Source organism: Dyella nitratireducens (assembly GCF_014642835.1).
In the GTDB taxonomy this organism is placed as follows: domain Bacteria; phylum Pseudomonadota; class Gammaproteobacteria; order Xanthomonadales; family Rhodanobacteraceae; genus Dyella_B; species Dyella_B nitratireducens.
Genome location: NZ_BMJA01000001.1, coordinates 272,422 through 296,204 on the forward strand (window position 1 = coordinate 272,422; position 23,783 = coordinate 296,204).

General features: G+C 61.3%; 19 protein-coding genes, 1 tRNA gene and 1 other RNA gene. 5 read left to right on the forward strand and 16 right to left on the reverse strand.

The features are described 5' to 3' along the window. Window positions 1–40: 40 nt before the first annotated feature. Window positions 41–1,642: an ArnT family glycosyltransferase gene (locus IEX75_RS01325; RefSeq protein ID WP_188792463.1), complete on the reverse strand. Its 1,602-nt coding sequence runs from the start codon at window positions 1,640–1,642 to the stop codon at window positions 41–43. A gap of 10 nt (window positions 1,643–1,652) precedes the next feature. Here IEX75_RS01325 and IEX75_RS01330 point away from each other — a divergent pair, with 10 nt between their 5' ends. The 4 genes from IEX75_RS01330 to IEX75_RS01345 are packed head-to-tail and all read left to right on the forward strand — an operon-like array spanning window position 1,653 to window position 6,165. Next, window positions 1,653–2,594 (forward strand): AAA family ATPase, encoded by a 942-nt coding sequence (locus tag IEX75_RS01330; RefSeq protein ID WP_188792464.1) that lies wholly within the window; start codon window positions 1,653–1,655, stop codon window positions 2,592–2,594. A 6-nt stretch (window positions 2,595–2,600) separates the two neighbouring features. Then, window positions 2,601–3,554 carry a DUF58 domain-containing protein gene (locus IEX75_RS01335; protein WP_188792465.1) on the forward strand — a complete coding sequence of 318 codons (954 nt, stop codon included), beginning with the start codon at window positions 2,601–2,603 and terminating at the stop codon, window positions 3,552–3,554. After that, window positions 3,551–5,521: a transglutaminase TgpA family protein gene (locus IEX75_RS01340; protein WP_188792466.1), complete on the forward strand. Its 1,971-nt coding sequence runs from the start codon at window positions 3,551–3,553 to the stop codon at window positions 5,519–5,521. Before IEX75_RS01335 ends, IEX75_RS01340 begins: the two co-directional genes overlap by 4 nt. A 50-nt stretch (window positions 5,522–5,571) precedes the next feature. Beyond that, a complete protein-coding gene (locus IEX75_RS01345) occupies window positions 5,572–6,165 on the forward strand; it encodes a Slp family lipoprotein (protein WP_188792467.1) in 594 nt (197 codons plus the stop codon). Between the two features lie 70 nt (window positions 6,166–6,235). Here the strand turns inward: IEX75_RS01345 and IEX75_RS01350 are convergent, their stop codons facing one another. The 8 genes from IEX75_RS01350 to IEX75_RS01385 form a co-directional block, all read right to left on the reverse strand. After that, window positions 6,236–6,580 carry a histidine triad nucleotide-binding protein gene (locus IEX75_RS01350; RefSeq protein WP_188792468.1) on the reverse strand — a complete coding sequence of 115 codons (345 nt, stop codon included), beginning with the start codon at window positions 6,578–6,580 and terminating at the stop codon, window positions 6,236–6,238. A 26-nt stretch (window positions 6,581–6,606) separates the two neighbouring features. Further along, window positions 6,607–7,206 carry a recombination mediator RecR gene (gene recR, locus IEX75_RS01355; protein WP_188792469.1) on the reverse strand — a complete coding sequence of 200 codons (600 nt, stop codon included), beginning with the start codon at window positions 7,204–7,206 and terminating at the stop codon, window positions 6,607–6,609. Between the two features lie 40 nt (window positions 7,207–7,246). Then, on the reverse strand, window positions 7,247–7,570 hold the full coding sequence (locus IEX75_RS01360) for a YbaB/EbfC family nucleoid-associated protein (RefSeq protein WP_188792470.1): 324 nt from the start codon (window positions 7,568–7,570) through the stop codon (window positions 7,247–7,249). 18 nt (window positions 7,571–7,588) lie between these two features. Next, window positions 7,589–9,274: a DNA polymerase III subunit gamma/tau gene (dnaX, locus tag IEX75_RS01365; protein ID WP_188792471.1), complete on the reverse strand. Its 1,686-nt coding sequence runs from the start codon at window positions 9,272–9,274 to the stop codon at window positions 7,589–7,591. Window positions 9,275–9,656: 382 nt separating this feature from the next. After that, an RNA gene (gene ffs, locus IEX75_RS01370) (signal recognition particle sRNA small type) lies at window positions 9,657–9,753 on the reverse strand. Between the two features lie 67 nt (window positions 9,754–9,820). After that, window positions 9,821–9,913 (reverse strand) — tRNA-Ser (locus IEX75_RS01375). Window positions 9,914–10,099: 186 nt separating this feature from the next. After that, window positions 10,100–10,858: an MBL fold metallo-hydrolase gene (locus IEX75_RS01380; protein ID WP_188792472.1), complete on the reverse strand. Its 759-nt coding sequence runs from the start codon at window positions 10,856–10,858 to the stop codon at window positions 10,100–10,102. Continuing rightward, complete coding sequence (locus tag IEX75_RS01385) at window positions 10,855–11,580, reverse strand: 3-deoxy-D-manno-octulosonic acid kinase (RefSeq protein WP_188792473.1); 726 nt, start codon at window positions 11,578–11,580, stop codon at window positions 10,855–10,857. Before IEX75_RS01385 ends, IEX75_RS01380 begins: the two co-directional genes overlap by 4 nt. Window positions 11,581–11,626: 46 nt before the next feature. On the opposite strand from IEX75_RS01385, the gene IEX75_RS01390 reads away from it, so the two are divergent. Continuing rightward, complete coding sequence (locus IEX75_RS01390) at window positions 11,627–12,655, forward strand: glycosyltransferase family 9 protein (protein WP_188792474.1); 1,029 nt, start codon at window positions 11,627–11,629, stop codon at window positions 12,653–12,655. Window positions 12,656–12,680: 25 nt separating this feature from the next. Here the strand turns inward: IEX75_RS01390 and IEX75_RS01395 are convergent, their stop codons facing one another. The 7 genes from IEX75_RS01395 to IEX75_RS01425 all read right to left on the reverse strand — a co-directional run bounded on the left by IEX75_RS01395 (window position 12,681) and on the right by IEX75_RS01425 (window position 23,691). Beyond that, on the reverse strand, window positions 12,681–16,799 hold the full coding sequence (locus tag IEX75_RS01395) for a hypothetical protein (protein ID WP_188792475.1): 4,119 nt from the start codon (window positions 16,797–16,799) through the stop codon (window positions 12,681–12,683). A gap of 138 nt (window positions 16,800–16,937) precedes the next feature. After that, the gene (locus IEX75_RS01400) at window positions 16,938–17,339 is read right to left on the reverse strand and encodes a DUF6165 family protein (protein ID WP_188792476.1); all 402 of its coding nucleotides are present in this window, start codon (window positions 17,337–17,339) and stop codon (window positions 16,938–16,940) included. 46 nt (window positions 17,340–17,385) lie between these two features. Further along, a complete protein-coding gene (lpxK, locus tag IEX75_RS01405) occupies window positions 17,386–18,387 on the reverse strand; it encodes a tetraacyldisaccharide 4'-kinase (RefSeq protein ID WP_188792477.1) in 1,002 nt (333 codons plus the stop codon). A 2-nt stretch (window positions 18,388–18,389) separates the two neighbouring features. Next, the gene (gene msbA, locus IEX75_RS01410) at window positions 18,390–20,180 is read right to left on the reverse strand and encodes a lipid A export permease/ATP-binding protein MsbA (protein ID WP_188792478.1); all 1,791 of its coding nucleotides are present in this window, start codon (window positions 20,178–20,180) and stop codon (window positions 18,390–18,392) included. Further along, a complete protein-coding gene (locus IEX75_RS01415) occupies window positions 20,177–20,608 on the reverse strand; it encodes an ExbD/TolR family protein (RefSeq protein ID WP_188792479.1) in 432 nt (143 codons plus the stop codon). The genes msbA and IEX75_RS01415 overlap by 4 nt, the downstream gene beginning before the upstream one ends. Before the next feature lie 3 nt (window positions 20,609–20,611). After that, window positions 20,612–21,262 (reverse strand): MotA/TolQ/ExbB proton channel family protein, encoded by a 651-nt coding sequence (locus IEX75_RS01420; protein WP_188794278.1) that lies wholly within the window; start codon window positions 21,260–21,262, stop codon window positions 20,612–20,614. Window positions 21,263–21,360: 98 nt separating this feature from the next. Beyond that, a complete protein-coding gene (locus tag IEX75_RS01425) occupies window positions 21,361–23,691 on the reverse strand; it encodes a DNA internalization-related competence protein ComEC/Rec2 (protein WP_188792480.1) in 2,331 nt (776 codons plus the stop codon). Window positions 23,692–23,783 lie beyond the last annotated feature (92 nt).

A 23,783-nucleotide genomic window follows, 5' to 3' on the forward strand; every position in this document is an offset into this window, starting at 1 on the left:
GATGCTTGCGACAGGTCGATGTTGGGGTTTGCACCCCAACCTACGGGCTCGACGCGTAATCACGCCAAGCCACACAATCACCCGCATGGCTTTCGCGTATCACACGTGCAACCTGCCCACGATAGAACGCAATGCTCTTGCGCCCATCAAGTAGACTCAAACGCTGCACCGGCTGCAAATGATCAATACGCGCACACAGCGAATCCAGCCACGCCTCACGATCCCGTCCGCGCGCTGCGTTTTCATCGACGACCAGTAGAACCGATGCACCAGGATGTTGGCGACGAAGCGCGGTTTCGTCCATCGCCCATATCGTCAACTGCGGTGCGCGCCCGTATTTCACGTTAAGCGGGTTGTCGAGCGTGTAGATGTCGCGCTGGCCATCAAACTGGAAATCCAATTCGGCCGCCATCATGAAGTTATCCGCCACCAACAAGGCCGGCTGCGTGCGCAGCTGCTGGTTCGCGATATCGGCACTTTCACGCCAACCGGCAAAAGCTATCGGCACAACACGCGCCGCACCAAGCGCTTGTGCCGTAGCCGGATGCGCCACGAGCACCAAGTAAATCAATCCTGTCACTTGCACCAGCAGGGCAAGCACCGCACCCCATACTGTCATCACGCGCCACACGCGAATTCCTTCCGATCGATGCAGCAGCACCGGCAAGGCCGCAAGCAAAGGCAAATAGCCCGGCAACGGCCAGTGCACACGAAAGCGCTCGTTGTCGGCAAACAGCCCTGCTACGAAATAGACGACAATGAAGGTGAGCGACATCAAGGCAAGCACATCCCACGGACTACCTTGATGACGTCGACGCCAACATTGCCAGGCGACCCATAGCAGACAGACATACAACAGCGGTGTACAAGTCACCGCCTGCTCCAACGGCTGTACCAGTGCGTCCGCATGGAAGCGCCATGGATTGCGCTCGATCAGCTGAAAAGCAATGCCGGCACCGTGTTGCTGCCAATTGGAAATCAGCAAGGGCACCAATCCCAGTGCTGCAACGATCATTGCCAACCAGAATCCCGCATGCCGCCATTGCGTACGTCCACGTGCCGTCAGCAACATCAACAGCAGACCGGCCAGCATGTACATGGCGGCGCGATAGTGGCTCATCCAGCAGAAGGCAAGCGCCACGCCTAGCAACAGCCAATCCCGCAGGCGGTTCTCATCCATCGCGCGCAGCAATGCGAACATCGCAACGACACCCGCAACGGTAAGCGGCACGTCCGGCATCGCCATCACACCCAGGCTACCGGCCAGTGGCAGGCATAGGCACAACACGCCGGCTTGCCAACCGGTGCGCGTATCGAACGCACGCCGGCCGAACAGCACCAGTAGCCACGGCAACGCACTGCCCAACAACAGAAACGGCCACCGCATGCCCAATAGTCCATGCCCGGCCACGCTCTCACCCAATCGGATCAGCCAGGCCGTCAGCGGCGGCAGGTCGCTATAGCCCCAGGCAAGGTGACAGCTTTCCTCCCAATAGAACGCCTCGTCCCCGAACGGCTGCACGGTCAAGACAAGCCACAGCTTCACCAAAGACAGGCCAAGGAACAGTGTGACGAAAGCCGCTCGCCAGCACGCAAGGCTGGCGACTACACTGACACCGCCCTCCCCATCTGTCCTCGGCATCCGCAAACTCATGTCAGCCATCACTCCGCTTCGTGATGAAAACCTGCAAAAGCGCCTTCACGCCGCCATCGCCCAAGTCAACAAGGTGCTGCTCGGCAAAGCACGCCAGGTCAAGTTGGCTTTCACCTGCCTGATCGCAGGCGGCCATTTGCTGCTGGAAGACGTACCCGGCGTCGGCAAGACCACGCTGGCGCACGCGCTGGCGGCAAGTTTTGCGCTGGACTTCCAGCGCGTGCAGTTCACCAGCGACCTGCTGCCGTCCGACATTATCGGGGTCAGCATGTACGAGCGCGAGACGGCACAGTTCCGTTTCCATCCGGGTCCGGTATTCGCCGGCCTGTTGCTGGCCGATGAAATCAATCGCGCCACGCCGAAAACACAAAGCGCCTTGCTGGAAGCGATGGCCGAGAAGCAAGTGACGGTCGATGGCCAGACGCACGCCCTGCCCGATCCGTTCTTCGTGGTCGCCACGCAGAACCCGCTCGACCTGGCCGGCACCTTCCCGCTGCCCGATTCGCAGCTCGACCGCTTCATGTTGCGCGTATCGCTGGATTACCCCGACGCTAGCGCCGAACGCGAGCTGCTCACCGGCAGCGATCGACGCGACCTGCTTACCCACCTGGTTCCACAACTGGATGCCGCTGGCCTTGCCGCATTGAATCGCCAGTCGAAGACCATCACCACCAGTCCCGCCTTGCTCGACTATTTGCAAGCCTTGCTGGCGGCAAGCCGCCGTCATCCCGAGATTCGCGTGGGTCTTTCGCCACGTGCCGGCCTTTCGTTGCTGGCTTCGGCGCGTGCATGGGCCATGCTGAGCGATCGCGGCCATGTACTACCGGAAGATCTGCAGGCGCTGTTCGTGCCACTTGCCGCACATCGATTGGTGGCTGCACGCGGCGCCAGCGGGGACACCCTGGCACGCACCTTATTGAACGAAGTCGCCGTCGACTGAGGGAACATGTCCGTACGAGCGCAGTGGCAGCGCCTGCAGCATTGGGCCGAGCGTCGCCTGCCGGCCCTGACCCGGCATCGTCGCCAGGAAGACCTGCCCATCGAACTGCACCGCCGGCGTATCTATATCGTGCCGACCGGTTTCGGCATGGCATTCACCCTGCTGTTGCTGGTGATGATGGTCGGCAGCCTCAATTATTCGAACAACGCCGGGCTGCTGCTTACCTGCCTGCTCGGCGCGGCGACATCGATCAGCATGCTGGTGGCATTCCGCACGTTGAACGGCTTGCGCATACGCGGCGTGCGCGCTGGCCATGCCGTGGCAGGAGAACCAATCGACGTCACCTTCGATTTCGAAGCCAGGCATGCACGCCAGGCCGTACGGCTGGACATCGGCGAAGCGACACAAGCTTTCGACGTGAAGGAGCGCACCGATGTTACCGTCAGCATTCCCACAGAACATCGCGGATGGCTGTCGATACCACGCCTGCGTGTCTGGACCACCTGGCCGATGGGCCTGTTTCGCGCATGGAGCTGGGTGAACCCTCACTACGCCGTGCTTGTATGGCCGCGACCGGAAATCACTGGCCCCGGTCCGACCCTGCCGCTCGAAGACCACCGCAGGCAACGTTTGCATGTTGGCGAAGACCTCGCCTCGCTGCGCGATTACCGCAGCGGCGACTCCATGCGTCACGTGGCATGGAAGGCCAGCGCGCGGCATGAAAACTTGCTGGTGAAAGATTACGAGCAGCCCCAAGCTAATCAGGAATGGCGACTGGATTGGCGTCATCTGCGCGGTCTGGACAACGAAGCACGCATCGCGCGACTCGCCCGCTGGCTGGGCGACGCCTTGGCGCAAGGCCGGCAGTGGAGCTTGTGGTTGCCCAGCGAAGCCATCGGCATTGGCGGCGGCCCGTCGCATTACGCGCGCTGCATGAGCGCATTGGCTGTACTGCCATGACAAGCTGGTGGCGAACCAAGCACCATGCGTATGAGCGGATCAACGACCGCACGTTCGATCTGCTGTGTATAACGTCCGCCTTTGTACTGGCAGTACACGCAGGACATCTGGCGATCTGGTTGACGCTAGCGCTGTTCGTGGCGCTTGGCTTGCGCTGGTGGCAACGACGTTATCGGCCGGGACGTGTACCGGGTTGGCTGAAGGTGCCGATGCTGGCCTTCCTGGTCGGCGCCGTAGTGCTCGATTACGGCAACCTGTTCGGGCGTGAACCTGGCTCGGCCCTCGCTGCAGGTCTGCTGGTATTGAAGCTCAGCGAAAGCGAAGCGCCACGCGATGCGCGCGTGGCCGCGGCCTTTGCCTGCTTCCTGTTGATGGCGGCATTGCTGTTCGGTCAAGGCATGGTGGCCACCTTGGTCGTCGCGCTTGGTCTGCTACCCGCGTTGACGACCTGGCGATCGCTCGAACCCACGCAGACTTCACCCACGTTGCCACGTCAGTTGTTACCTGCGCTCGGATTGTTGGTGGCATCCATGCCGCTGGCGCTCACCGCCTTCGTACTGGTGCCGCGACTGAGTACGCCGCTATGGGGCAACAACAGCCAATCGGCAGCGCACACCGGGCTTAGCGACCACATGTCGCCCAACGAATTCAACGAACTGCTCACCGACGATACCGCCGCCATGCGCGTGAGTTTCGACGGACCGCCGCCACCGCAAGACCAACGCTATTTCCGTGCATTCGTCATGTGGAATTACGACGGCCACGACTGGCAACGATCCGAGCAGCCGGTCAGCACGTCGATTCCGGTCGAAGCCGCCAGGACGATCAGCTACCACATCAGCCTGGAGCCCACGCACCAGCACGTACTCCCCACGCTGGACGTGCCGCTGGCAGCGCCCTTGCAATCGCAAGCGCATACGGATGGTGAAGTTCTTGCGGACAAGCCGGTCGATGAAGTGCGTGAGTACGAACTCCGATCAGCGGTGAATTACCGCTTCCAGCCAAACCTGGATATCGCCACGCGCATGCATGCCTTGCAGTTGCCCGATGGTTTCGATCCGCGTACCCATGCGCTCGCCGAGCAATGGCGCCAACGCTACGGCCACGACAACGCGGCCATCATCCGGGCCGCCTTGAACATGTTCCACAACGACGGCTTCAGCTACACCTTGCTGCCGGCGCCGCTGGGCCGCGATGCCGTCGATGATTTTCTGTTCAACACGCACGAAGGTTTTTGCGAACACTATGCCTCCGCCTTCACCGTGCTGATGCGCGCCGCCGGCATTCCCGCACGCGTGGTTACCGGCTTCCAGGGCGGCTTCTGGAACAAGATCGGCCAGTACCTGCTCGTGCGTAATGCCGATGCACATGCCTGGAGCGAAGTGTGGCTGGAAGGACGCGGCTGGGTGCGCATAGACCCGACTGCGGCAGTGCGGCCGCAGCGTATTTCGCAGGGCGCTGCAAGCGCCGCCGGCAATCAGCTCCCCTGGTATCAAGAGGGTTTCCTGGAATCGATGCGCAACCAGTGGGACATCGTCAACCGATGGTGGAACCAAAGCGTTATCGGTTTCGACGCATTGCGCCAGCGCGGACTACTGACACCGTTCGGCATTCGCGACGCAGACATCGGCCTGCTGACCAGGCTGCTGGTGATCTGCATCACGGCGTTCGGGGCACTGGGCTTGGCGTGGGCGTTGTGGCGTCGACCGGAAGGCGATCCTGCTCTCGCGGCCTTGCGCTCATTGGAACGCAAGCTTGCGCATGCTGGAGTCGTACGCCGGCGCAGTGAAGGGCCGCAGCATTTCCTTCGCCGTGCCAGCCGTGCACTGCCCGGTCAACGCGTGGAACTGGACCATTTGATGAGGTGCTATATCGAGCTGCGCTACGCCACTGTTGAACCGTCCACTGAATCTTTGCGCACCTTCAGACAGGCAGTACGGAATTTCCACCCACGCCGCATGGTCTGAGCATGGCGCCACGATGTAGCATGCATCCGCCCAAGATGGAGAAACACGTCATGTCTCCCCTGTACCGAATCCTCAGCCTTGCTGCGCTTTCCACCCTGTTGGCCGCGTGCGCCACGGTGCCGAAGCCGCTGCAGGGCTACTTTGCCCCCGTTACCACCGCAAGCGTCCAGCAAGGTGGCACCGCCAACGGCACGCAAGTGCGCTGGGGCGGTAGCATCATCAGCACCGAACCCAGCCAGAACGCCACCTGCTTCTACGTGCTGAGCCGCCCGCTCGACGATCAAGCTCGTCCGGCCGCTGGCGACAACAGCAACAGCCAAGGTCGCTTCGTCGCTTGCCGTCCCGGCTTCTATGATCCTGAAGTCTTCAAGCCCGGTCGGGAAATCACCGTAACCGGCGCCGTCCAGGGCACGGTCAGCCGCAAGGTGGGTGATTACGACTATGCCTACCCGCGCGTGGAAGCCGAAGTGGTTTACCTGTGGCCGAAGCGCCCGCTGGTCGTCGGTTATCCGTACGGTCCGGGCTGGTATGACCCGTTCTGGGGACCCTATTGGGGTCCGTATTGGGGTGGCCCTTATTGGGGCGGCGGCTGGGGATGGGGTGGCTTTTACGCACCGCCGGTGATCGTGGTTCGCCACCGCTGATCGTTACCTCGCAGCTTCACGAAAAACGCCGGCAGAAGCCGGCGTTTTTTATGTAACGAACGATCGCCAATCAGCCCGGCGGCCAATGCATACGTCGGCCTGCCAGCAGATGCAGATGCAGATGAAATACCGTCTGCCCGCCATGCTCGTTGCAATTGACCACCACGCGATAGCCATCCTTGTCGAAGCCTTGTGCTTTCGCATAATCGGCCGCGGCGAGCATCAGCTTGCCAAGCAATTCGGCGTCCGCGGACGTTGCCTCGTTCAAAGTGGCGAGTGCGCGCTTGGGCACGAACAACACGTGCACCGGTGCCTGCGGATTGAGATCCTTGAAAGCCAGCACGTCATCGTTTTCGTAGACGATGTCAGCCGGTATCTCGCGCCGGACGATCTTGCCGAAGATGGTGTCGCCCATGTACGTGTCTCCCTGATGAGTGCTGCTTAGTCGATGGATTGGCGGCTGCCGAACGCATGCGCCAATGTGCCGCGATCCACGTATTCCAACTCGCCTCCCAGCGGCACGCCATGCGCCAAACGCGTCGGGCGAATGCCGGCGGCGCGCGCGAGCTGTGCCAGATAGTGCGCAGTAGCCTCGCCTTCTACCGTGGGGTTGGTGGCGAGGATCAGTTCTTCCACTTCACTTTCGCCTAGCCGCTCGCTCAATAGTCCGAGACCGAGTTCTTCAGGTCCCAGGCCATCCAGCGGCGACAGGCGCCCCATCAGCACGAAGTACTGCCCCCGATAACCGGTAGCTTGCTCAATGGCAGCGAGATCGGTAGGCGACTCCACCACGCAGAGTATGTGCCGGTCGCGACTGCTGCTCGCGCAGATAGCGCACACCCGTGTTTCGCTGAAGTTGCGGCAACGCGAGCAGTGACCGATCTTTTGCATCGCCTGTTGCAGCACGCTGGCCAGTTTTAGCCCACGCTCGCGTTCGCGCTCCAGCAGATGAAACGCCATGCGTTGCGCACTCTTGCCGCCTACACCCGGTAAGCAACGCAAGGCTTCGATGAGTTCGCTGAGGAGGGGAGATGAGCTCATGTATTTTTATTTCCTCTCCTTTTCGAGGAGAGGGATAACATCAAAACGGCATCTTGAACCCAGGCGGCAAATTCATGCCGGCAGTCAGCCCACCAAGCTTGTTCTTGCTCACCTCAGCCACCTTGTTCACCGCGTCGTTGACCGCGGCGGCCACGAGATCTTCAGCCATCTCCGGATCATCGGCGAACAACTTGCGGTCGATCTGCACGCGACGCACTTCGTGTGCACCGGTCATGACGACACTCACTAGACCGCCACCCGAGGTACCGGTGACTTCAAGCTTGGCGATTTCTTCCTGCGCGCGCTTCATGTCTTCCTGCATGCGCTGCGCCTGCTGCATCAGCTGGCCAAGTTGTCCTCTCATAACACGTGTACTCCAGAATCAGGAATCAAGGGGTTTGATGGATTGCGGCACCACGCGCGCGCCGAATTCGCGCTTCAGTGCCTGCACCAGCGGATCGCCTTCGATCGAGGCTTCGGCAGCCGACTGCGCTGCACTGCGCGCCTCGGCTGCGCGTGCCGCCGGGGTATGCGCAGCGCCATGGCTGTCCTCGACGAAGCGCAAACGGATCGGCTCGCCCAGCGCTTCGCTGAGCCGATCGGCAATCTGGCCCACGATCGGCTCCACCGCCAAATGCATATGCGTCGGTTGCAGCGCTAGCACCAGTGTCTGGCCCTCCCTGCCGCGCAACGCAGAATTCTGTGCGAGCTGACCGAGCGGACCACGTAGATCGGCGCGCTGAATCAGCGCTTCCCAATCGGGCAAACCGCCAGGGCTGGCAACGCGTTGCACAGGAGCTGCTGCTGGCGTTGCGGCAGCAGCGATATTTTCGCGTGACGGCACGGGTGGCGCTGCATGAGTGGCGGCAGCGGGACGTGCGTTTTGCACGGGTGCCGAAGCCGATGTCGATGGCGCAACGGGCGGACGCGGCGGCGCAGCCGAGCGTTGCCCACCCGAAGCCGCCACGGGAGCGGCATCGTCGCCCGGACGAAATGCCAACATGCGCAGCAACGCCATCTCAAATCCAGTACGTGTGTCGGGCGCCAGCGCCAGGTCGCGACGGCCGGCCGTGGCGATCTGGTAGTAGAGCTGAACGTCTTCGGGCGTCATGCGCTCGGCCAGGCTGGTCAGCACCGGGTCGTCGCCGTCGTTCTGATCAAGCCGGTAACCCGGCACCAGCTGCAGTAGCTGGATGCGATGCAGGGCTGCGGCCAGATCATCCAGCACACTGCCAAAATCCGGCGAGAACGACGCGATGCGCGTGCATTCGGCCATCAATTGCTGCCCATCGCCGACGGCCAACGCATCGAGCAAACCAAGCACCTGACCGCGCTCGACACTGCCGAGCATGGCGCGCACGTCGTCTGCTTTCAGCGTACCGCCACCGTAGGCGATCGCCTGATCCAGCAGCGACAGACCATCGCGCAGCGAACCATCCGCGGCACGCGAAAGTTCCACGATGGCCGCATCGTCATATTCGAGATGCTCGGCGCCAAGGATATGGCGCATCTGCCCGGCGATCTGATCCGGCAGCAGACGCTTCAAGTTGAAGCGCAGGCAGCGCGACAGCACCGTCACCGGCAGCTTTTGCGGATCGGTGGTCGCCAGCAGGAACTTCACGTGCGGCGGTGGCTCTTCCAGCGTCTTCAACAAGGCGTTGAAGGCGGGTTTGGAGAGCATGTGCACTTCGTCCACCAGATACACCTTGAAGCGCCCGCGCGCCGGTGCGTACTGGGCGTTCTCGATCACCTCGCGCACGTCGTCCACGCCGGTGTTGCTGGCTGCGTCGATTTCCAAGAGATCCACGAAGCGGCCCGCGTCGACCGCCGTGCACACCGCGCATTCACCGCAAGGATCGGCCGATTCGCCACGCTCACAGTTCAGCGACTTGGCGAAGATGCGCGCGATGGTGGTCTTGCCCACGCCACGTGTGCCGGTGAACAGATAGGCGTGGTGCATACGCCCGCTGTCGAGGGCGTTGGTGAGTGCGCGTACAACATGCTCCTGACCGACGAGTTCGGCGAACTTGCGGGGGCGCCACTTACGCGCGAGTACCTGATAGGACATGCAAGGGATGCTCTGATCAATTCTGCGTAGGTGTCACCGGCTCTGTCCGTTCGCAGGCCACAGGGCCATCGGCGAAGGCAGACTGGCCGTCTGTCGAGACGGTGGGCCGAAGGCATGCGGACGGACAGAGCCGGCCCCAACGAATTCATTGTAATGACGGGGTGATGTCCAGAAGGCTCGCAGACTGTGCCGCACGACTTGACAAGACGGCCAGTCTTCCCTGCGCCGCACAACACACTCTGCAAGCCTTCTGGACATCATGCCACCTACGCAGAATTGATCAGAACATCCCGAACGCTGTTTGGGCCTAAAGACCGATTGTGCCAAGTCCGGGATGGCAAGTCATGCGAGACAGGCAAGCACCGGCCCGAAAAGGCGGCGGCCCCGCCAGCCACACCCCGGCACCCGAATCATCCGCTACCGTTGCTTCCTTCCGGACCTGGCGGGGTTTGCGAACTATCGTCGCGGGGGGACCGACGGGGCCACCATAAAGGTGGGCATCGAAGCCCTGAAACTGGCGGTTCAATGGCCAGTTTCAATGAGAACTGGCGGAGAGAGAGGGATTCGAACCCTCGATACGGGGATAAGCCGTATACACACTTTCCAGGCGTGCTCCTTCAACCACTCGGACATCTCTCCGCACGCAAAACCATCTTGCCGGTTGGAGGCCGGCAAAGAAGCGGAAGGATAGCCGTTAGCCGTCTAACGGACAAGAGCGCCACGAGGACCGAGTGAGGAGCCGGCAACGTAGGTTGGGGTGCAAACCCCAACATCGCCATGTTCACACATCCGGGGTTTGGGGTTTGCGCCCCAACCTACTATCAATCACCCCGCATCCGGGCTTGTCGGCGACGGATTCACCAACGCCACGCGCTCCCCCGCTCGCGCAACGCGATAGCCGCGCGCCATCAACGTATCGCCATCCGCCTTGCTGCCGTAGTGATACAGCACCAAACGCGCGCGCAAGCTCTCGTCGTATTCGCGCTCGATATCGTCAACGCCGGTATGCGAGGGATTGCCCACCAAACCGCAATCGTGTGCGATCAGCTCCTGCCCGCCAGCGTAATGCATCAACACCTCTGGAACGGGGCGGGTGTCGCCGGTAAACGCGAAACTGCCCTGCAAAGCCAAGCCGAACGATGTGCCAGGGCGATGATGCCGCGTGGCGAATACGTCGAACCAGAAACCATCCAGCCAAAACCCGCGCGAGCACGGCACCAGCCGGAAAGCTTCCCAATAATTCACGCCACCTTCGGCCAGCGCACCCGGGTAGTCAGCCACCCGCGTCTGCAACCATGGCACCAACGCCGCATGCGTGAACACACGCGTTTTTCCACGCACGGCTTCGTCGAACCACATGCGAGTGAACAGGCGCTCCAGTCCACCCACATGATCCATGTGCGTGTGAGTGATGTAGAGATTACGCGGCAGCTCGCTATACGCAGTCATATAACGATCGAGCGTGTCGGGGCCGCAATCGATCAGCAACAACGGCTTGCCATCTTGCTCCACGACTGCGGACGAGGAGCCCAGCTCCACCGCGTGCGCGGCGCCGGTGCCGAGAAAATGCAGATGCCAGCTCATGCGCTCAGTGTCCGCTCGTAACTGTCCATGAGAGGTGTCCAAATCATTTGATCGAATACCGCTTCACCCTGCTCTGCTGCCCCCAGCTTGAACAGCGATCGGCGCAAGCGCTGCAGGTTGGCCATGCGCCAGCCCAGCTCCGGTGTGCGCATCCGACCGCGATCGAAATCCACCAGATAGAGTCCCGACGGCGCGATCAGTACGTTATGCGCGTTGAGATCGGCATGCCACACACCCGCGCGATGAAAACGCGCGACCAACGCACCGACTTCCCGCGCGAGTTCGGTATCCAGGCGCCCCTGAGCCAAGCCATCCGCCAACGTATACGTATCGGCAATGCGCCGCATGATCAGGTCTGCCCGGTAATGAAGCCCTGCATGCCGGTACTGCGCCGCCACGGCTTGCGGCACCGGCAATTGCAGCTTCGCCATGGTCTGTAACAAACGGAATTCCCGGAAACTGCGCGTGCGATCCGCACCAGTCCACAGGTAGCGATCCCCCATCAGCCGGGCCACCACGCCGCCGCGCCGGTAATGGCGCAGCACGCACTCACCGGCGGGGGTATGAATGATCGCCACCCCGCCACGGCCGCCAGACTGTGTGCTGAGCGCACCCTGCCCGCGCCAATGGTCGGCATCGAACCATGGGCCATCGACTTGTGGCGATACGGTAGCGTCGAACAGAATCGCACCCTTGGCGTCTTGGCGCAGTTGCTCGTGCATTGGTGCTGCGGCGGCCCTGTTTCGGTTCATTGCCCGGCGATTCTACATGTCTGCTCCTGCTTCCATCTGCCTGCTGCGCACGTCGGCCATTGGTGACGTTACCCATGTCGTGCCCCTGATCCACACGCTGCAGCGCGCCTGGCCACAAACTGCGTTGACCTGGGTCGTCGGCAAGCTGGAGCGCAAGCTGGTCGGCGACCTGCCTGGCGTGGACTTCGTCACCTTCGACAAAGGTGCCGGCTGGGCTGGCATGCGCGCGGTGCACGCCGCGCTGAAAGGGCAACGCTTCGATGCACTGCTGCAGATGCAAGTGGCCTTGCGTTCCAACCTGCTAAGCCTAGGCATCAAGGCAGACCACCGCGTCGGCTACGACCACGCACGTGCCAAAGACTTGCATGGCCTGGTCATCAACGAACGCATCCCGCCTCGCACCGGCGAACACGTGTTGCAAGCCATTGGCAGTTTTTGCGAACCGCTAGGCCTGAAACAGACCGACGTGCGCTGGGACATCCCCATCCCCGATGAAGCCCATGCATGGGCGACGCAGCAATGGCCCAGCGACAGGCCGGTGCTGCTCGTCAGCCCCACATCCAGTCACGAGCTACGCAACTGGCGACCGGAGCGCTATGCCGCCGTCATGGATCACGCTGATGCCCGCGGCTGGCGCGTCGTACTGATCGGTGGCCCCTCGCCTGCAGAGCGCAGCATGGCCAACGCCATCCTCGCCCTTTGTAAACACATCCCGCTTGACCTTACCGGCAAGGACACACTCAAGAAGCTGATGGCGATGTTCTGCCGCGCCCAGCTGCTACTCACGCCTGACTCCGGCCCGATGCATATGGCCAACACCGTCGGCCTGAAAGTGCTTGGCCTACATGCTGCCAGTAATCCTGCACGCTCCGGCCCCTATTCGGACCGCCGTTGGTGCGTCGACAAATACGATGCCGCGTCGCGCAAGTACTTCGGCAAGCCGGCAAACGATATCCCCTGGGGAACGAAGATCGAGAAGCCCGGCGTGATGGATTTGATCGAGGTCGATGACGTCATCGAACGCTTTGAAGCTGCCATAGCGTAGGTTGGGGTGCAAACCCCAACCTATGTCAGCTCTCCGGCGGGGCATCCGGCAGATGCGGTGGCGCCACAGATTTCCGCTCCCGCTTCTTCCAGTAGCCACCTTTGGTCCACGCATCAAAGCCCCACCGCAGCCATCCGATGAGCGCATTCGCCAACCACAAAGCCCAGGCAAGCATCGCGACTTTGTAGAACCACAGCGATACCGTGAAAACCCCGCCCTGTGGCAGAACATCCTGGGCCTGATCGGCGAACCAACTCAAATCCCATGCACTGGAACCATTGCCGGCAACGTGCATGTCGGGCAATCCAAGCAAGCCTTTCGGTACCGCGGATACCAGCGTGATCAGAGCCAGCACCGTGATTGCCGCCAACAACGACTGCACTAAATTGAATCGTGCACCCACAAGCTTGGCAATCGCCTCCTCATGCCGCGCACGCAGGCCGAGCAGAATCAACCACAGCACGACAAACGCATACGCGCTCCATGCAAACGCCGAAAAGCCCAATCCCAGTAGCAGCCACTGATAAAAACGCAATGGCGTCGGCGCATAACGCCCTAACAGCCATGCTGCTACCAGCAACACGATCAGTTGAGACCAATACAGCACAGCAGGCCCGACTCTCGGCCCCCACGCCCACAATACCCAGCGGTCTTCCGGCAGCTTGAGATCCAGCGCGACGTTTGCCGATGGCGCACCGAGAGCCAATGCTGGTGTCGCGACGTGCATGCCAATGCCACGTGGTTCGCGTAGGCGAATCACGTAATGATGTCTACCAGGCAAAAGCGGCAGGCTCAGCTTGCCATCCTTGATGGCCAGACTGAGCTGCTCGTCGTCACGTGTAGCACCAAGAAGTTCGGTACCGGCCGGCAAGGTCATGGCGTGTTCGCCGCCGCGCGTGCTGCGTGCAAGTAGATTGAGTTCTGTCTCGGTTGCACGATCGCCGACACTGACGTTTGCATTGACGCTATCAAAAGCAAGGCTGTCGCCATCGACGGCCTTGGGCCTGCTTATATGCAACTGCAAGGTTTCATTCGGCAGCGGTTGAAAACTGAGACCGTCACTGTTGTCGCCAACGGGCACACCTTGCGCCTCGACATGCCAGATCGGGGATACGTGCACTTGCCAGACTTCAGCACGATCACCCAACGACGGTGCGGTGATTTTCAATACATCAGCATGATCAAGGCGACTAGTCCAGCTAGCTTCGTTTTCGCCAGCATTGAACGTGACGCCGACGCGTCCGTCGTGCACACGCATGCCGTCACCCAGTGGATGCTCGCCAGGCAGCAAGGGCAATTCCAGCGAGAAACCACCGTCACTCGGCGCCAGCCGCTCTACCGTATTGACCACGGTCCAATCCACGCCGAGCACGATATTCCGTGTGATACGCACGTACGGTGGAAATGCCTGCTGCGAAACCGGGGCCGGCTTACCATCGGCGGCAACCGTGCGAATGCGATTGAGCGTCACGCTATCGCCCAGCAAACGCCCACCGTCGACACCATCCAGCGACCAGGTTTGCCCGTTGAACACCAGCCATTGCGGACGCAATGCGAAGCGCAAGGTTGTGCTATCGACAGGCTGCGCGCGATAACTCACATCGACCTTGTGCACGCCGGGTTCCAGCCTGACCAGCATCTGATCGTCCCGCTTGCTGATCGCTGCATTGGCATGACCATCCACCGCTACGCTGAGGAGTTGCAAGCCGGTATCAGCCTGCGGCAACGGCAGCGCAATCGGCGCGCCCACATGCACCTCCAGCGCGATGGCGACCTGGTCGTCTTTCGCCTGCATGGTGGCCGCGGCAACCACCGCGCAATCGGGCGCGCACTTGGGCGCTTCCAATAGACGTGTCTGCAATTGCCTGAGCAAATCTGCGCTCGGCATTGCTTGCGCCCGAGCCATATGCGGCATGCTTGCTAGCAGCAAGCACGCCGCTGCCGTGCCGCCCAAACGCCAGATTCGCCATGATGCATCCGACGGCCTGGTAAAACTTCGCGCAAGCCTGCCCAGCAATACCACCAACAAGCCGAGCATCAATACGCGCAGCAGCCGAACCAGCCAGGCCGGTGCAATCACCAGCCGCATGCTTTGTCCCGAGGTCACGGGGCCTGACCAACTTAGGTGGTAATTGTTGCCGACGTCCCAGCTTGGTTCACCCGCACCGGCCTGGATGATGCTGTGACTATCGACGGCAACCGCAGGAACAGAACTCGCCAGCGAACCTCCCAATATCCTGACATTCAAGCTTTGGCGCGGTGCCGAAGCTGGCGCAAACTGAAGGGCTGGAGCCGGAGCTGGAGCAGCCGGCTCAGGTGACGGCGGAGGTGCCGGTGCCGCACTCGTTTCGGCTTGCTCCTCCCGCGCAACCATCTCCTGTTTCGCTTCCTGTTTTGCATAACCAACAGCCGCCATGCGCTGCATCAACGCCGAATAAGCGCCATTTCCTTCCAGCTGAGGATGCAAAGCATTTTCCAACTGGGTCTTGGCAAACGGTAACGTCCATACGACGGCCAATGCCAATGCAAGCATGCTGGCCATCTGCGCCCACTGCCGCAAACGCCCCGCAGGCAGAGCACGCATCAACAAGGCAAACGCCAACGCCACACCCAGCGTCCAGCGTGGCGCGCCTGCTTCGTGCTGCGACAGGATCAAGAACAACGCAGCGATCACTGCCCAATGCCAACCGAGCAGTCGTCCAGCCAACAAAGCCATCAGTGCGACGACGAACAGATCCAGCAGGCTCCACTGCGCAATCCACGAATCCGGTGAGCGATCCACTCCGCCTGCACCGATCAGGCGATAGCCATAGGGCAGATGCAAAACAGCATTGATGTTTTCCAGCGGAGCAAGCCATCCTGCGCTAGGCAAGGAGCCGCTGCGATCAGCCACGCGCAAGCCGGCTTGCAGATTCAGATCCGAGCTTCGCAGCTCGACGCCCGTCCGCCCTTGACCCAGGTCGGTAATCAACAAGGGAGTTGCGCCCTGCATGGCGCGCTGCAATTGCCAGGGTGCCGCCACATCCAGACGCTGCGTATGCAGCAGGGTGCCGGTGAGATGATCGCTGACGTTGAAACCACGGCCATCGAAATCGAGCCAGATCTGGCGATCGAGCTGAATCTGATCGCCAGCCTCTCCCTCACCACCACGCGTACCTTGTTGGATGGCTAAACCATCGCTTTGGTCGAGTACATACGCTGGAAGTTCGCGCCAATCACCCGGCACACCCGCTTGCGCCGCATCGGTGGCGCGACCTTCAACACGCGTGCTGCGCAGCGACGGATCATCGCTATAACTCCAAATCTCCTGCTTCGGCCAGACGTTGTCGGCAGGTGCAGCCAGGCTCACGTCGCGCAACGTATCCATGCCGCGGGCAGCCAGGTGCACCGTCCACTGTCCCGGACGAAGCTGCAGGCGCAGGCGGCCATCGGGCTCCCATTGTGCGGGTACATCGCTATCCAGCGAGGTCGCCACGAAGCCCCTGGGCAAGGCAGGCCCCAGCAACTGCTCGCGCGCGCTGCCCGTGACGTTCAATTGCAGTTGTGTATCCAGCAGAGCAGGCATGCCATCGGTCAGATGACGATAAACACGCACCGACAACGCATCGGCCTGGCGCTGCGCTACCGCGGCCTCGCCCAGCGTAAGCTGATCGCCGTTGCGCTCGATGCGGTCGACCGCAGCACCATCCACACTGAGCGACACCAATCCAATCGACAAGGGGACGCGCAGACGTGCGGGACGCGTATCCCAGGGCAGGCTCCCTTGGATGGTGTAGTCGCCAGACTCCAGCCTGAGCGCCGGCTGCCCATCCCGGCTCAGCACCGGCCAGGCCTTGTTGTTCACCGCGACCTGCTGCGGCCAACTGTGCTCATCGCCGGGCAACGCGACCCAGCCGGGGGCATCCACCTGTACGTCGAGGCTGAAATGGCCGCCGCTCTTGCCGGCATCGATGCTCAGGCGACCGGGCCAGATGCACTGGCGGCTGTCCGCATCTGGAAGGCTATTGGCCAGGAAAGGACAGCCGTGCTGAGGGACGTCGTGCAGCACCCATCCCTGCCAATCGCGGAGCGCAGGAGGAACGTCCTGTGCCAACAAGGGTGACACGACAAACAGCAGCCCCAACAACCCCTTCCATCGGCGCATATGGTGAACTCCCCCGTGGCGTTTCACCCAGCCGTAGGTTGGGTTAGCGCAGCGTAACCCAACATCGTTCGGGGCGATATTGTTGGGTTACGCTGCGCTAACCCAACCTACGTCAACACCTTTGCTTACGCGAAAAACTCACTTCGCCGTACGGTAATCCTGATACGACTTCTCTTCCACCAGCTGCGAACCAAGCTTGAGATTGATCTCGCGCTTTACCGCCGCACGTTCGTCGTTCTGGAAATACACCGAACGCGCCAGTTCGATGAATTCGGCATCGAAAGCTTGCGCCTTTTCCTTCAAGCGAATGCGATCTTCGATATCCCACAGTGCTTCGTTCACAGCGAGCAGACGCGCACGCTCCTTGCTGATGTCCGCCTGTGAAGCGTGGTCATTAGCCCACGTGGCATTGAGCAGGTTCAGCTCGTTGTGCACATTGACGAGCTTGGCGGGATCGGAAATCTGGCGCGCCTTGATCTCAAGGATCGTGATCTTGTCGATCAGCTCGCCAAAGGAGACCGGTACCTGGATCAGGCTCATGCAAAACCTCACGAGAAAAGACCGGCAAGCCGCCGGGAAACGGCGCCTATGATAGCGCCATCGGTGATATACGTGCTTTGGCGGCAAGTCGTGTGTAGAAATCGTCGTAGAAACTCGTCGGCAGCTCAGCCTTGACCGGCACGCTCCACCAGTGCGGTTGAATGAACGCCCAGCACTTCACCGCGTCCTTTTCCGTCATCAGCACGGGCAGATCATCACCAAACGTAAGATCCGCCGGCATAAAAGCATGATGATCGGGAAATGGATGCGGGATCACATCCAGACCATGCTCGGCAAGGCTCGCAAAGAAGCGCTGGGGATTGCCGATGGCAGCCACCGCATGCACGCGTTTTCCCGAGAAGTTTGCAATGGGCTGCTCATGTCCATCCGATAGCGCACGCACCGAATCACCTTGGAGGCGCATGGGTATCTCACCAGTCTGCGGATGAACACCGTTGCAGATACGAAAATCCACCTGCGCCATGCGGCTCATCGGTTCGCGTAGCGGTCCCGCCGGCAACAACCACGCGTTGCCGAAACGTCGTGCACCATCGATGACGCAAATTTCGATATCGCGCGCCAGTCTGTAATGCTGGAGACCATCGTCCGCAATCACGACATTGCAACCGGCATCAAGCAGCAATTGCGCGGCAATGGGACGATCCTGACCAATCGCAACGGGAACACCGCTGGCGCGTATCACGCAGGGCTCATCACCCACTTCAACCGGGTCTGGCGAATCACCAAGCAGCATCGGTTCTTGGTTGCTACCGCCATAGCCGCGACTTACGACGCCGGGACGGTAGCCACGCGCACGTAATGCTTCAGCCAATGCCAAGGTAAGCGGCGTTTTCCCCGTACCGCCCGCTGTGATATTGCCAACCACGATAACGGGACATGGCAGCCGTACCGATCGGAACCAGCCATGCCGATACAATATCCACCGAACCTCAACGACAGCACCGTAAAGCTTCGACAGTGGATAACACCACCACGGCAGTGGTTTTCCCTCATACCAGCCGGCCTGGAGCGTGTCGGCCAGGCTCATCGTCAGTCGGCAGCAACCGCGGTAGGACGTTCGTTGAACTGCATGCGGTGCAGCGCGGCGTAATGACCGCTCAGGGCCATCAGCTCGGCGTGCGTGCCGCGCTCGATGATGCGGCCCTGCTCCATCACCGCAATCTGGTCGGCGTGTTCGATGGTGGATAGGCGATGTGCGATCACCAGCGTGGTGCGATCGCGCATCAGTCGTTGGAGAGCTTGCTGGATCAATCGCTCGGATTCGGTATCGAGCGCACTAGTGGCTTCATCCAGCACCAGGATCGGTGCGTTCTTGAGAATCGCGCGCGCAATCGCGATGCGCTGTCGCTGCCCGCCGGAAAGCATGTTGCCGCGTTCACCGATCGGACTATGGATACCCTTCGGCATGCGTGCAATGAATTCCATCGCATTCGCCGCTTCGGCGGCGGCAATGATCTCCTGCTCACTTGCGCCAGCCAGTTCACCGTAAGCAATGTTTTCGGCCACAGTGCCATCGAATAACACGACGCTTTGTCCCACCCAGGCGATTTGCCGGCGCAACGAAGGCAAGGTGTAGCTTTCGTAATCGGCACCATCGAGCAGGATGTGCCCGCTGCTTGGCGCATTGAACCGCGGCAGCAAGCTGACAAGGCTGCTCTTGCCGCTGCCGGAACGTCCCACCAGTGCCGTCACGCTGCCAGGAGGGCAATGCAGATTCACGCCGGCCAAGGCTTGGAAATCGCCACGCGGATAGACCAGGCGCACGTCCTCGAAACGCAGATCACCCCGGGTGCGTTCAAGCACCTGCATACCGTTGTCCACTTCAGGTGGTAGGTCCATCACTGCAAACAGGTTTTCGGCCGCTGCAACACCCGTCTGAATGGTCGATTGCACGTTGGCCAAGCGCTTTAGCGAAGGCAGCATACCGCCCATGGCGGTAAGGACGGCCACAAACATACCGGCCGAAATGCTGTCGATCACCGAAGGACGCGACGCCAGGAAAATCAGACCTGCCAGGCCGAACGAAGCGACTGTCTGGATAGAAGAGCTGGAAGTGGCCGCCGTGGCAACGATCTTGAGGTTCAGATAGCGCGCCCGGCTGGAAACGTCCTTGAAACGCTCCCCCGCCTGCTGCTGACCGCCATAGATGCGCACTTCGCGGTGCCCCTCAATGGCTTCTTCCACGGTGCCGGTCACCGAGCCCATCATGTTCTGGATACGTCGGCTGATTGAGCGATAGCGGCGGCTGACGAACATGGCGATCAGCATGATCGGCGGAATGAGCAGGAACAGCACCATGGTGAGATACGCGCTCTTGCTCAGCATCACATAGAACATGCCGAGCACCGTCACGCTTTCCGTCACCACTACCTTCAAGGCATCCGTGGAGGCGCCGGCCACCTGTTCGCTGGTATAGGTGATGCGCGAAATCTGATGGCCGGAATGTTCATGGCCAAAGAACGTGGCCGGCAAGCGCAAATAGGCACCGAACACGTCGCGCTGCATGGATTGCACTACATTGCGCCCGATGTAGCCGATGCCGTAGTTGCTGATGAAGGTGGCAAAGCCGCGCGCCACAAAGATGCCGATGATCCAGATGGGCATCCAGAAGATGAGATACGGATCTTTCTTGGCAAACAGATCGTCGATGATCGGCTGCAACTTATCGGTGAAAATCGCGAGGCAGGCGCCATCCACCGCAAAGCCGATGATCGTGATCAGCGCCACCGGCCAGTAGCGTGCGGAGTAGCCGAGCAGCCGCTTGTATGTGCGCCGGCTCTCCGCATCCCACAACACAACCTTCTTTTTGCTTTCGCTCATTTACCCGTTTCCGACTGGGTCGGCGTCGTAGCGATGGAAAGATGAGTAAAGCCGAGCTGGCCCAGCGCATCCATGGCGGTGACCACGTTCTGGTGCGCCGTCATCGCGTCGGCACGGATGGTGACGGTCTGGTTACGGTCGTCGCCGGCCACATGCGCAATGGCCTGCTTGAGCGCATCCACGCTGCCGCCCACCACTTCGTCGCTGCCGACGTAGAAATGCCCTTCGCGATCCACCATCACGGTGATTGCAGGCGGCTGCATGTCGCGGTCTTCCGCGCTGGCTTGCGGCAGGTTCACCTTCAAGCGCGAATGCTGCACGAAGGTGGTAGTGAGCACGAAGAACATCAGCAGGGTCAGCAGCACATCGATCAACGATACGACGTTGATCTCGAAATCGTCGCTGCGGCGGTCGTTACCGATACGCATGGTTCAGACCGAGGCCTTGTCGCCGGCAGCGACCGGTGTGCGGCGTGCACGCGGCGCAGTGCTGGGGGCGGAGAGCGTGAGATCGTCCAGTAGCAGCGTGGCCTGCTTTTCCATATCCACCACATAGCCGGCCACCTTGGAACGGAAATAGCGGTGCAGCACGTAGGCGGGAATGGCTACCGTCAAACCAGCAGCCGTGCAGATCAACGCCTCACCAATACCACCGGCCATCTTGGTGGGATCGGCCATGCCACCCACCATCACTTGCATGAACATGCGGATCAGGCCAATCACGGTACCGAACAGGCCGAGCAGTGGGCCAATCAGGGCGATGGTGCCGAGCGTGTTCAGATAACGCTCCATACGGTGCACCACATGACGGCCGGTATCCTCGATGCGCTCCTTGATCAGCTCGCGCGAGTGATGGCGCACAGCCAACGCGGCAGCCAGCAATTCACCCAGCGGCGAGCCGGTCGCAAGTTTTTCCAGATGGGCCGGATCGAGCTGATCGGAACGCGCCCATTCGCGTACTTCTTGTGCCAATCCGGGTGGCAATACGTAGCTGCGCCGCAAGGTCCAGCACCGCTCCAGCACGATCGCCAGCGCCACCGCCGAGCAGATCAGGATGGGCGCCATCGCCCAACCACCTGCCATCAGAATCTGACCTAAATCACCCACGGAAAAACTCCCGGCCCTGCCGCCTGCGCAAGCCAACATCATAGCAGTGATGCCGAAACGTACCGTGCGGCCAATCACTCCCGCCAATAGCGCCGTTGTAGCAAGCGCCAGCGTGCCGCTACATAGGTGGGCGCCGCAGCCGGAAACTCAATCTGAACGGCACCGTCCACCGCGGTATTGAATACCGGCACACCCGCGGCCGCGTAGCGCTGCATGACCTCCGGGCGCGGATGGCCGAAACGATTGCGCCAGCCGGCAGAGACCACGGCGAGTTCAGGCTGGACGGCTGTGATGAAGTCCGCGCTGGAGGAACCGTTGCTGCCATGGTGAGGCACCTGCAGCACCGGTCGCGGCCCTGGCCCCAATGACGTGGCGACCGATGGTTCCGTATCCATGGCGATATCGCCGGTGAGCAAAAGACGCCCCGCTCGCCCCTCGACCAGCAGCACACAGGAATGATCGTTCGCCGACGCGTTCGGCGTGGTCGCAGCGGGACTCAACACGCGAAAGCGCACGTCATCCCATATCCATTGCTGTCCAGCCAGGCATTGCGCCATCGATATCGACATGCGCCCAGGTTCACCGGAGTAGCGCTGCGCTGCTGGAAACGCCGCTGCCACGGCAGGCGCACCGCCGGCATGGTCGTTGTCGGCATGGCTGATCATCAGCATGTCCAGCCGATCGATACCCAGCGCGTACAGCGAAGGAATGACCACGGCGGCGCCCAGATCGTATTCCGATGGATAACGCGCGCCCGCGTCATAGACCAGAGCGTGATCGCGTGTGCGCACGATGACAGCAAGCCCCTGCCCTACATCCAATACCCAGGCTTGGAACGCACCTGCGCTAGGTAGATGACGAACTGGCCAAAGCAGCGGCAAAAACAGGAGCACGCCCAGCATGCGCAGTGGTACACCGCGCGGCATGAACAACCACACCGCGCCTAGCGTGGCGAACACGAGTGCCCAGGGTGCTACCGCCGGTAGATACCAATGCGCACCAGGCCATGTCGCGCTCTGTTCAAGCATCCACCATTGCGCATGCGTCAGCCATTCGGCCACGCGCAGCACCGGTGCTGCCAACGGCGGGCAAATCATCAGAAACAACATACCCAACAAGGCGCAAGGCACGATGACGAAACTCACGAAGGGCACCGCGACAAGATTGGACAAAGCACCCACCAGAGAAGCTTCGCCGAAGAACCACATCGTTAACGGCAGCAAGGCAACCGTCATCACGATCTGACCCAAGGTCAGTTCACGCAAGAAACCGCGCAGGCCACGTCCTTTTGCATCCATGCAAAGGATCAGGAACGCCACACCAACGAACGAGAGCCAGAAGCCTGCTTCCAGCACGGCAGTAGGGTTCACCAGCAGAATCGCGATCATCGCCATCGCCAGCGCGTGCGCCGAACCGGCGGCACGCCGGCTGCAACGTGCCAAGGCAAAAGCGCCGATCATCAGCATCGTGCGCACGGTGGGCATGCCCAAGCCGGCCAACGCACCGTAGGCGCTGGCCGCCGCCAATGCCGACATGGCTTGCACCTGTACGCGAGGGCATCGCAGCGCAAGCCAGGGCCATAGCCAATAAACGGCATAACACGACCACACGCCAAAGACGGCGGCAACGCCCACGTGAAAACCGGAAATGGCGATCAAGTGTGAGACGCCATTCGCACGCGCCACATCCCAGTCGTGCCGTTCAAGGCCACGCGTGTCACCGACCGTAAAGGCACGCAGCAAGGCAGCGTCATGTGGGTCTCGCACTCGTGCCTGGATGCCGTCAGTAAGCGAACCACGTAAGCGATCCAGGCACCATGGCGCCACGCTCAAGCGCCCGTTGCCTGGATCGTCACGCACGTAGCCAATCGCTGCGATGCCGTGCGCGAGTGCGCTGCGCTCGCTATCGGCGCCGCCCGGATTGATCGTTCCACGTGGCCTGCGCAGACGCAGCAGCAGTTGCCAGCGCGAACAAGGTTCCGGTTCCGCGGATGGCTTGCCATACCAACTAATGCGCGCGCGTCCTTGCCATGCCATGGTTTGCCCGTCGTGGGTGGCTTGCTCGATATCGAACTGCACGCTGGTGGCGCCTGCCTTGGTTTGCGCCAAACCCACCACGTGGCCAACCACACGGAAATCCTGACCTTCCCAGTCTTTTGGCAAGCGCGCATCCATCGCCGAACTGCCTTGCCATACAGCCCATGCAAATCCGAACAGCAACAAGGACACCCAGCGGAAACGCGGAAGACGCCAGGCAAACATCAACGCGCATGCCACCAGGCTTGCCATCAGCCAACGCGGAGGCAGTACGGGAAGCCATTGGACGATGGATATGCCAGCCAATAGCGCCAGCGCCGATGCGATTGCGCTTGGCCATGCTCGCGCTTGTATTGCTCCCTCTGCCATGCATGGAAGCTAGCGCAGGCAGAACGTGGAGCTTGTAGGGGCACGCGTAGGTTCGGGTGAGGTGCAGCCGAACCCCAACGTGGCGATAGGCA

Bases quoted from the DNA above. Each gene is read 5' to 3' on its own strand.
- IEX75_RS01325 (WP_188792463.1), bottom strand. From the start codon at position 1,642: ATGCCGAGGACAGATGGGGAGGGCGGTGTCAGTGTAGTCGCCAGCCTT.
- IEX75_RS01330 (WP_188792464.1), top strand. From the start codon at position 1,653: ATGTCAGCCATCACTCCGCTTCGTGATGAAAACCTGCAAAAGCGCCTT.
- IEX75_RS01335 (WP_188792465.1), top strand. From the start codon at position 2,601: ATGTCCGTACGAGCGCAGTGGCAGCGCCTGCAGCATTGGGCCGAGCGT.
- IEX75_RS01340 (WP_188792466.1), top strand. From the start codon at position 3,551: ATGACAAGCTGGTGGCGAACCAAGCACCATGCGTATGAGCGGATCAAC.
- IEX75_RS01345 (WP_188792467.1), top strand. From the start codon at position 5,572: ATGTCTCCCCTGTACCGAATCCTCAGCCTTGCTGCGCTTTCCACCCTG.
- IEX75_RS01350 (WP_188792468.1), bottom strand. From the start codon at position 6,580: ATGGGCGACACCATCTTCGGCAAGATCGTCCGGCGCGAGATACCGGCT.
- recR (WP_188792469.1), bottom strand. From the start codon at position 7,206: ATGAGCTCATCTCCCCTCCTCAGCGAACTCATCGAAGCCTTGCGTTGC.
- IEX75_RS01360 (WP_188792470.1), bottom strand. From the start codon at position 7,570: ATGAGAGGACAACTTGGCCAGCTGATGCAGCAGGCGCAGCGCATGCAG.
- dnaX (WP_188792471.1), bottom strand. From the start codon at position 9,274: ATGTCCTATCAGGTACTCGCGCGTAAGTGGCGCCCCCGCAAGTTCGCC.
- IEX75_RS01380 (WP_188792472.1), bottom strand. From the start codon at position 10,858: ATGAGCTGGCATCTGCATTTTCTCGGCACCGGCGCCGCGCACGCGGTG.
- IEX75_RS01385 (WP_188792473.1), bottom strand. From the start codon at position 11,580: ATGCACGAGCAACTGCGCCAAGACGCCAAGGGTGCGATTCTGTTCGAC.
- IEX75_RS01390 (WP_188792474.1), top strand. From the start codon at position 11,627: ATGTCTGCTCCTGCTTCCATCTGCCTGCTGCGCACGTCGGCCATTGGT.
- IEX75_RS01395 (WP_188792475.1), bottom strand. From the start codon at position 16,799: ATGCGCCGATGGAAGGGGTTGTTGGGGCTGCTGTTTGTCGTGTCACCC.
- IEX75_RS01400 (WP_188792476.1), bottom strand. From the start codon at position 17,339: ATGAGCCTGATCCAGGTACCGGTCTCCTTTGGCGAGCTGATCGACAAG.
- lpxK (WP_188792477.1), bottom strand. From the start codon at position 18,387: ATGAGCCTGGCCGACACGCTCCAGGCCGGCTGGTATGAGGGAAAACCA.
- msbA (WP_188792478.1), bottom strand. From the start codon at position 20,180: ATGAGCGAAAGCAAAAAGAAGGTTGTGTTGTGGGATGCGGAGAGCCGG.
- IEX75_RS01415 (WP_188792479.1), bottom strand. From the start codon at position 20,608: ATGCGTATCGGTAACGACCGCCGCAGCGACGATTTCGAGATCAACGTC.
- IEX75_RS01420 (WP_188794278.1), bottom strand. From the start codon at position 21,262: ATGGCAGGTGGTTGGGCGATGGCGCCCATCCTGATCTGCTCGGCGGTG.
- IEX75_RS01425 (WP_188792480.1), bottom strand. From the start codon at position 23,691: ATGGCAGAGGGAGCAATACAAGCGCGAGCATGGCCAAGCGCAATCGCA.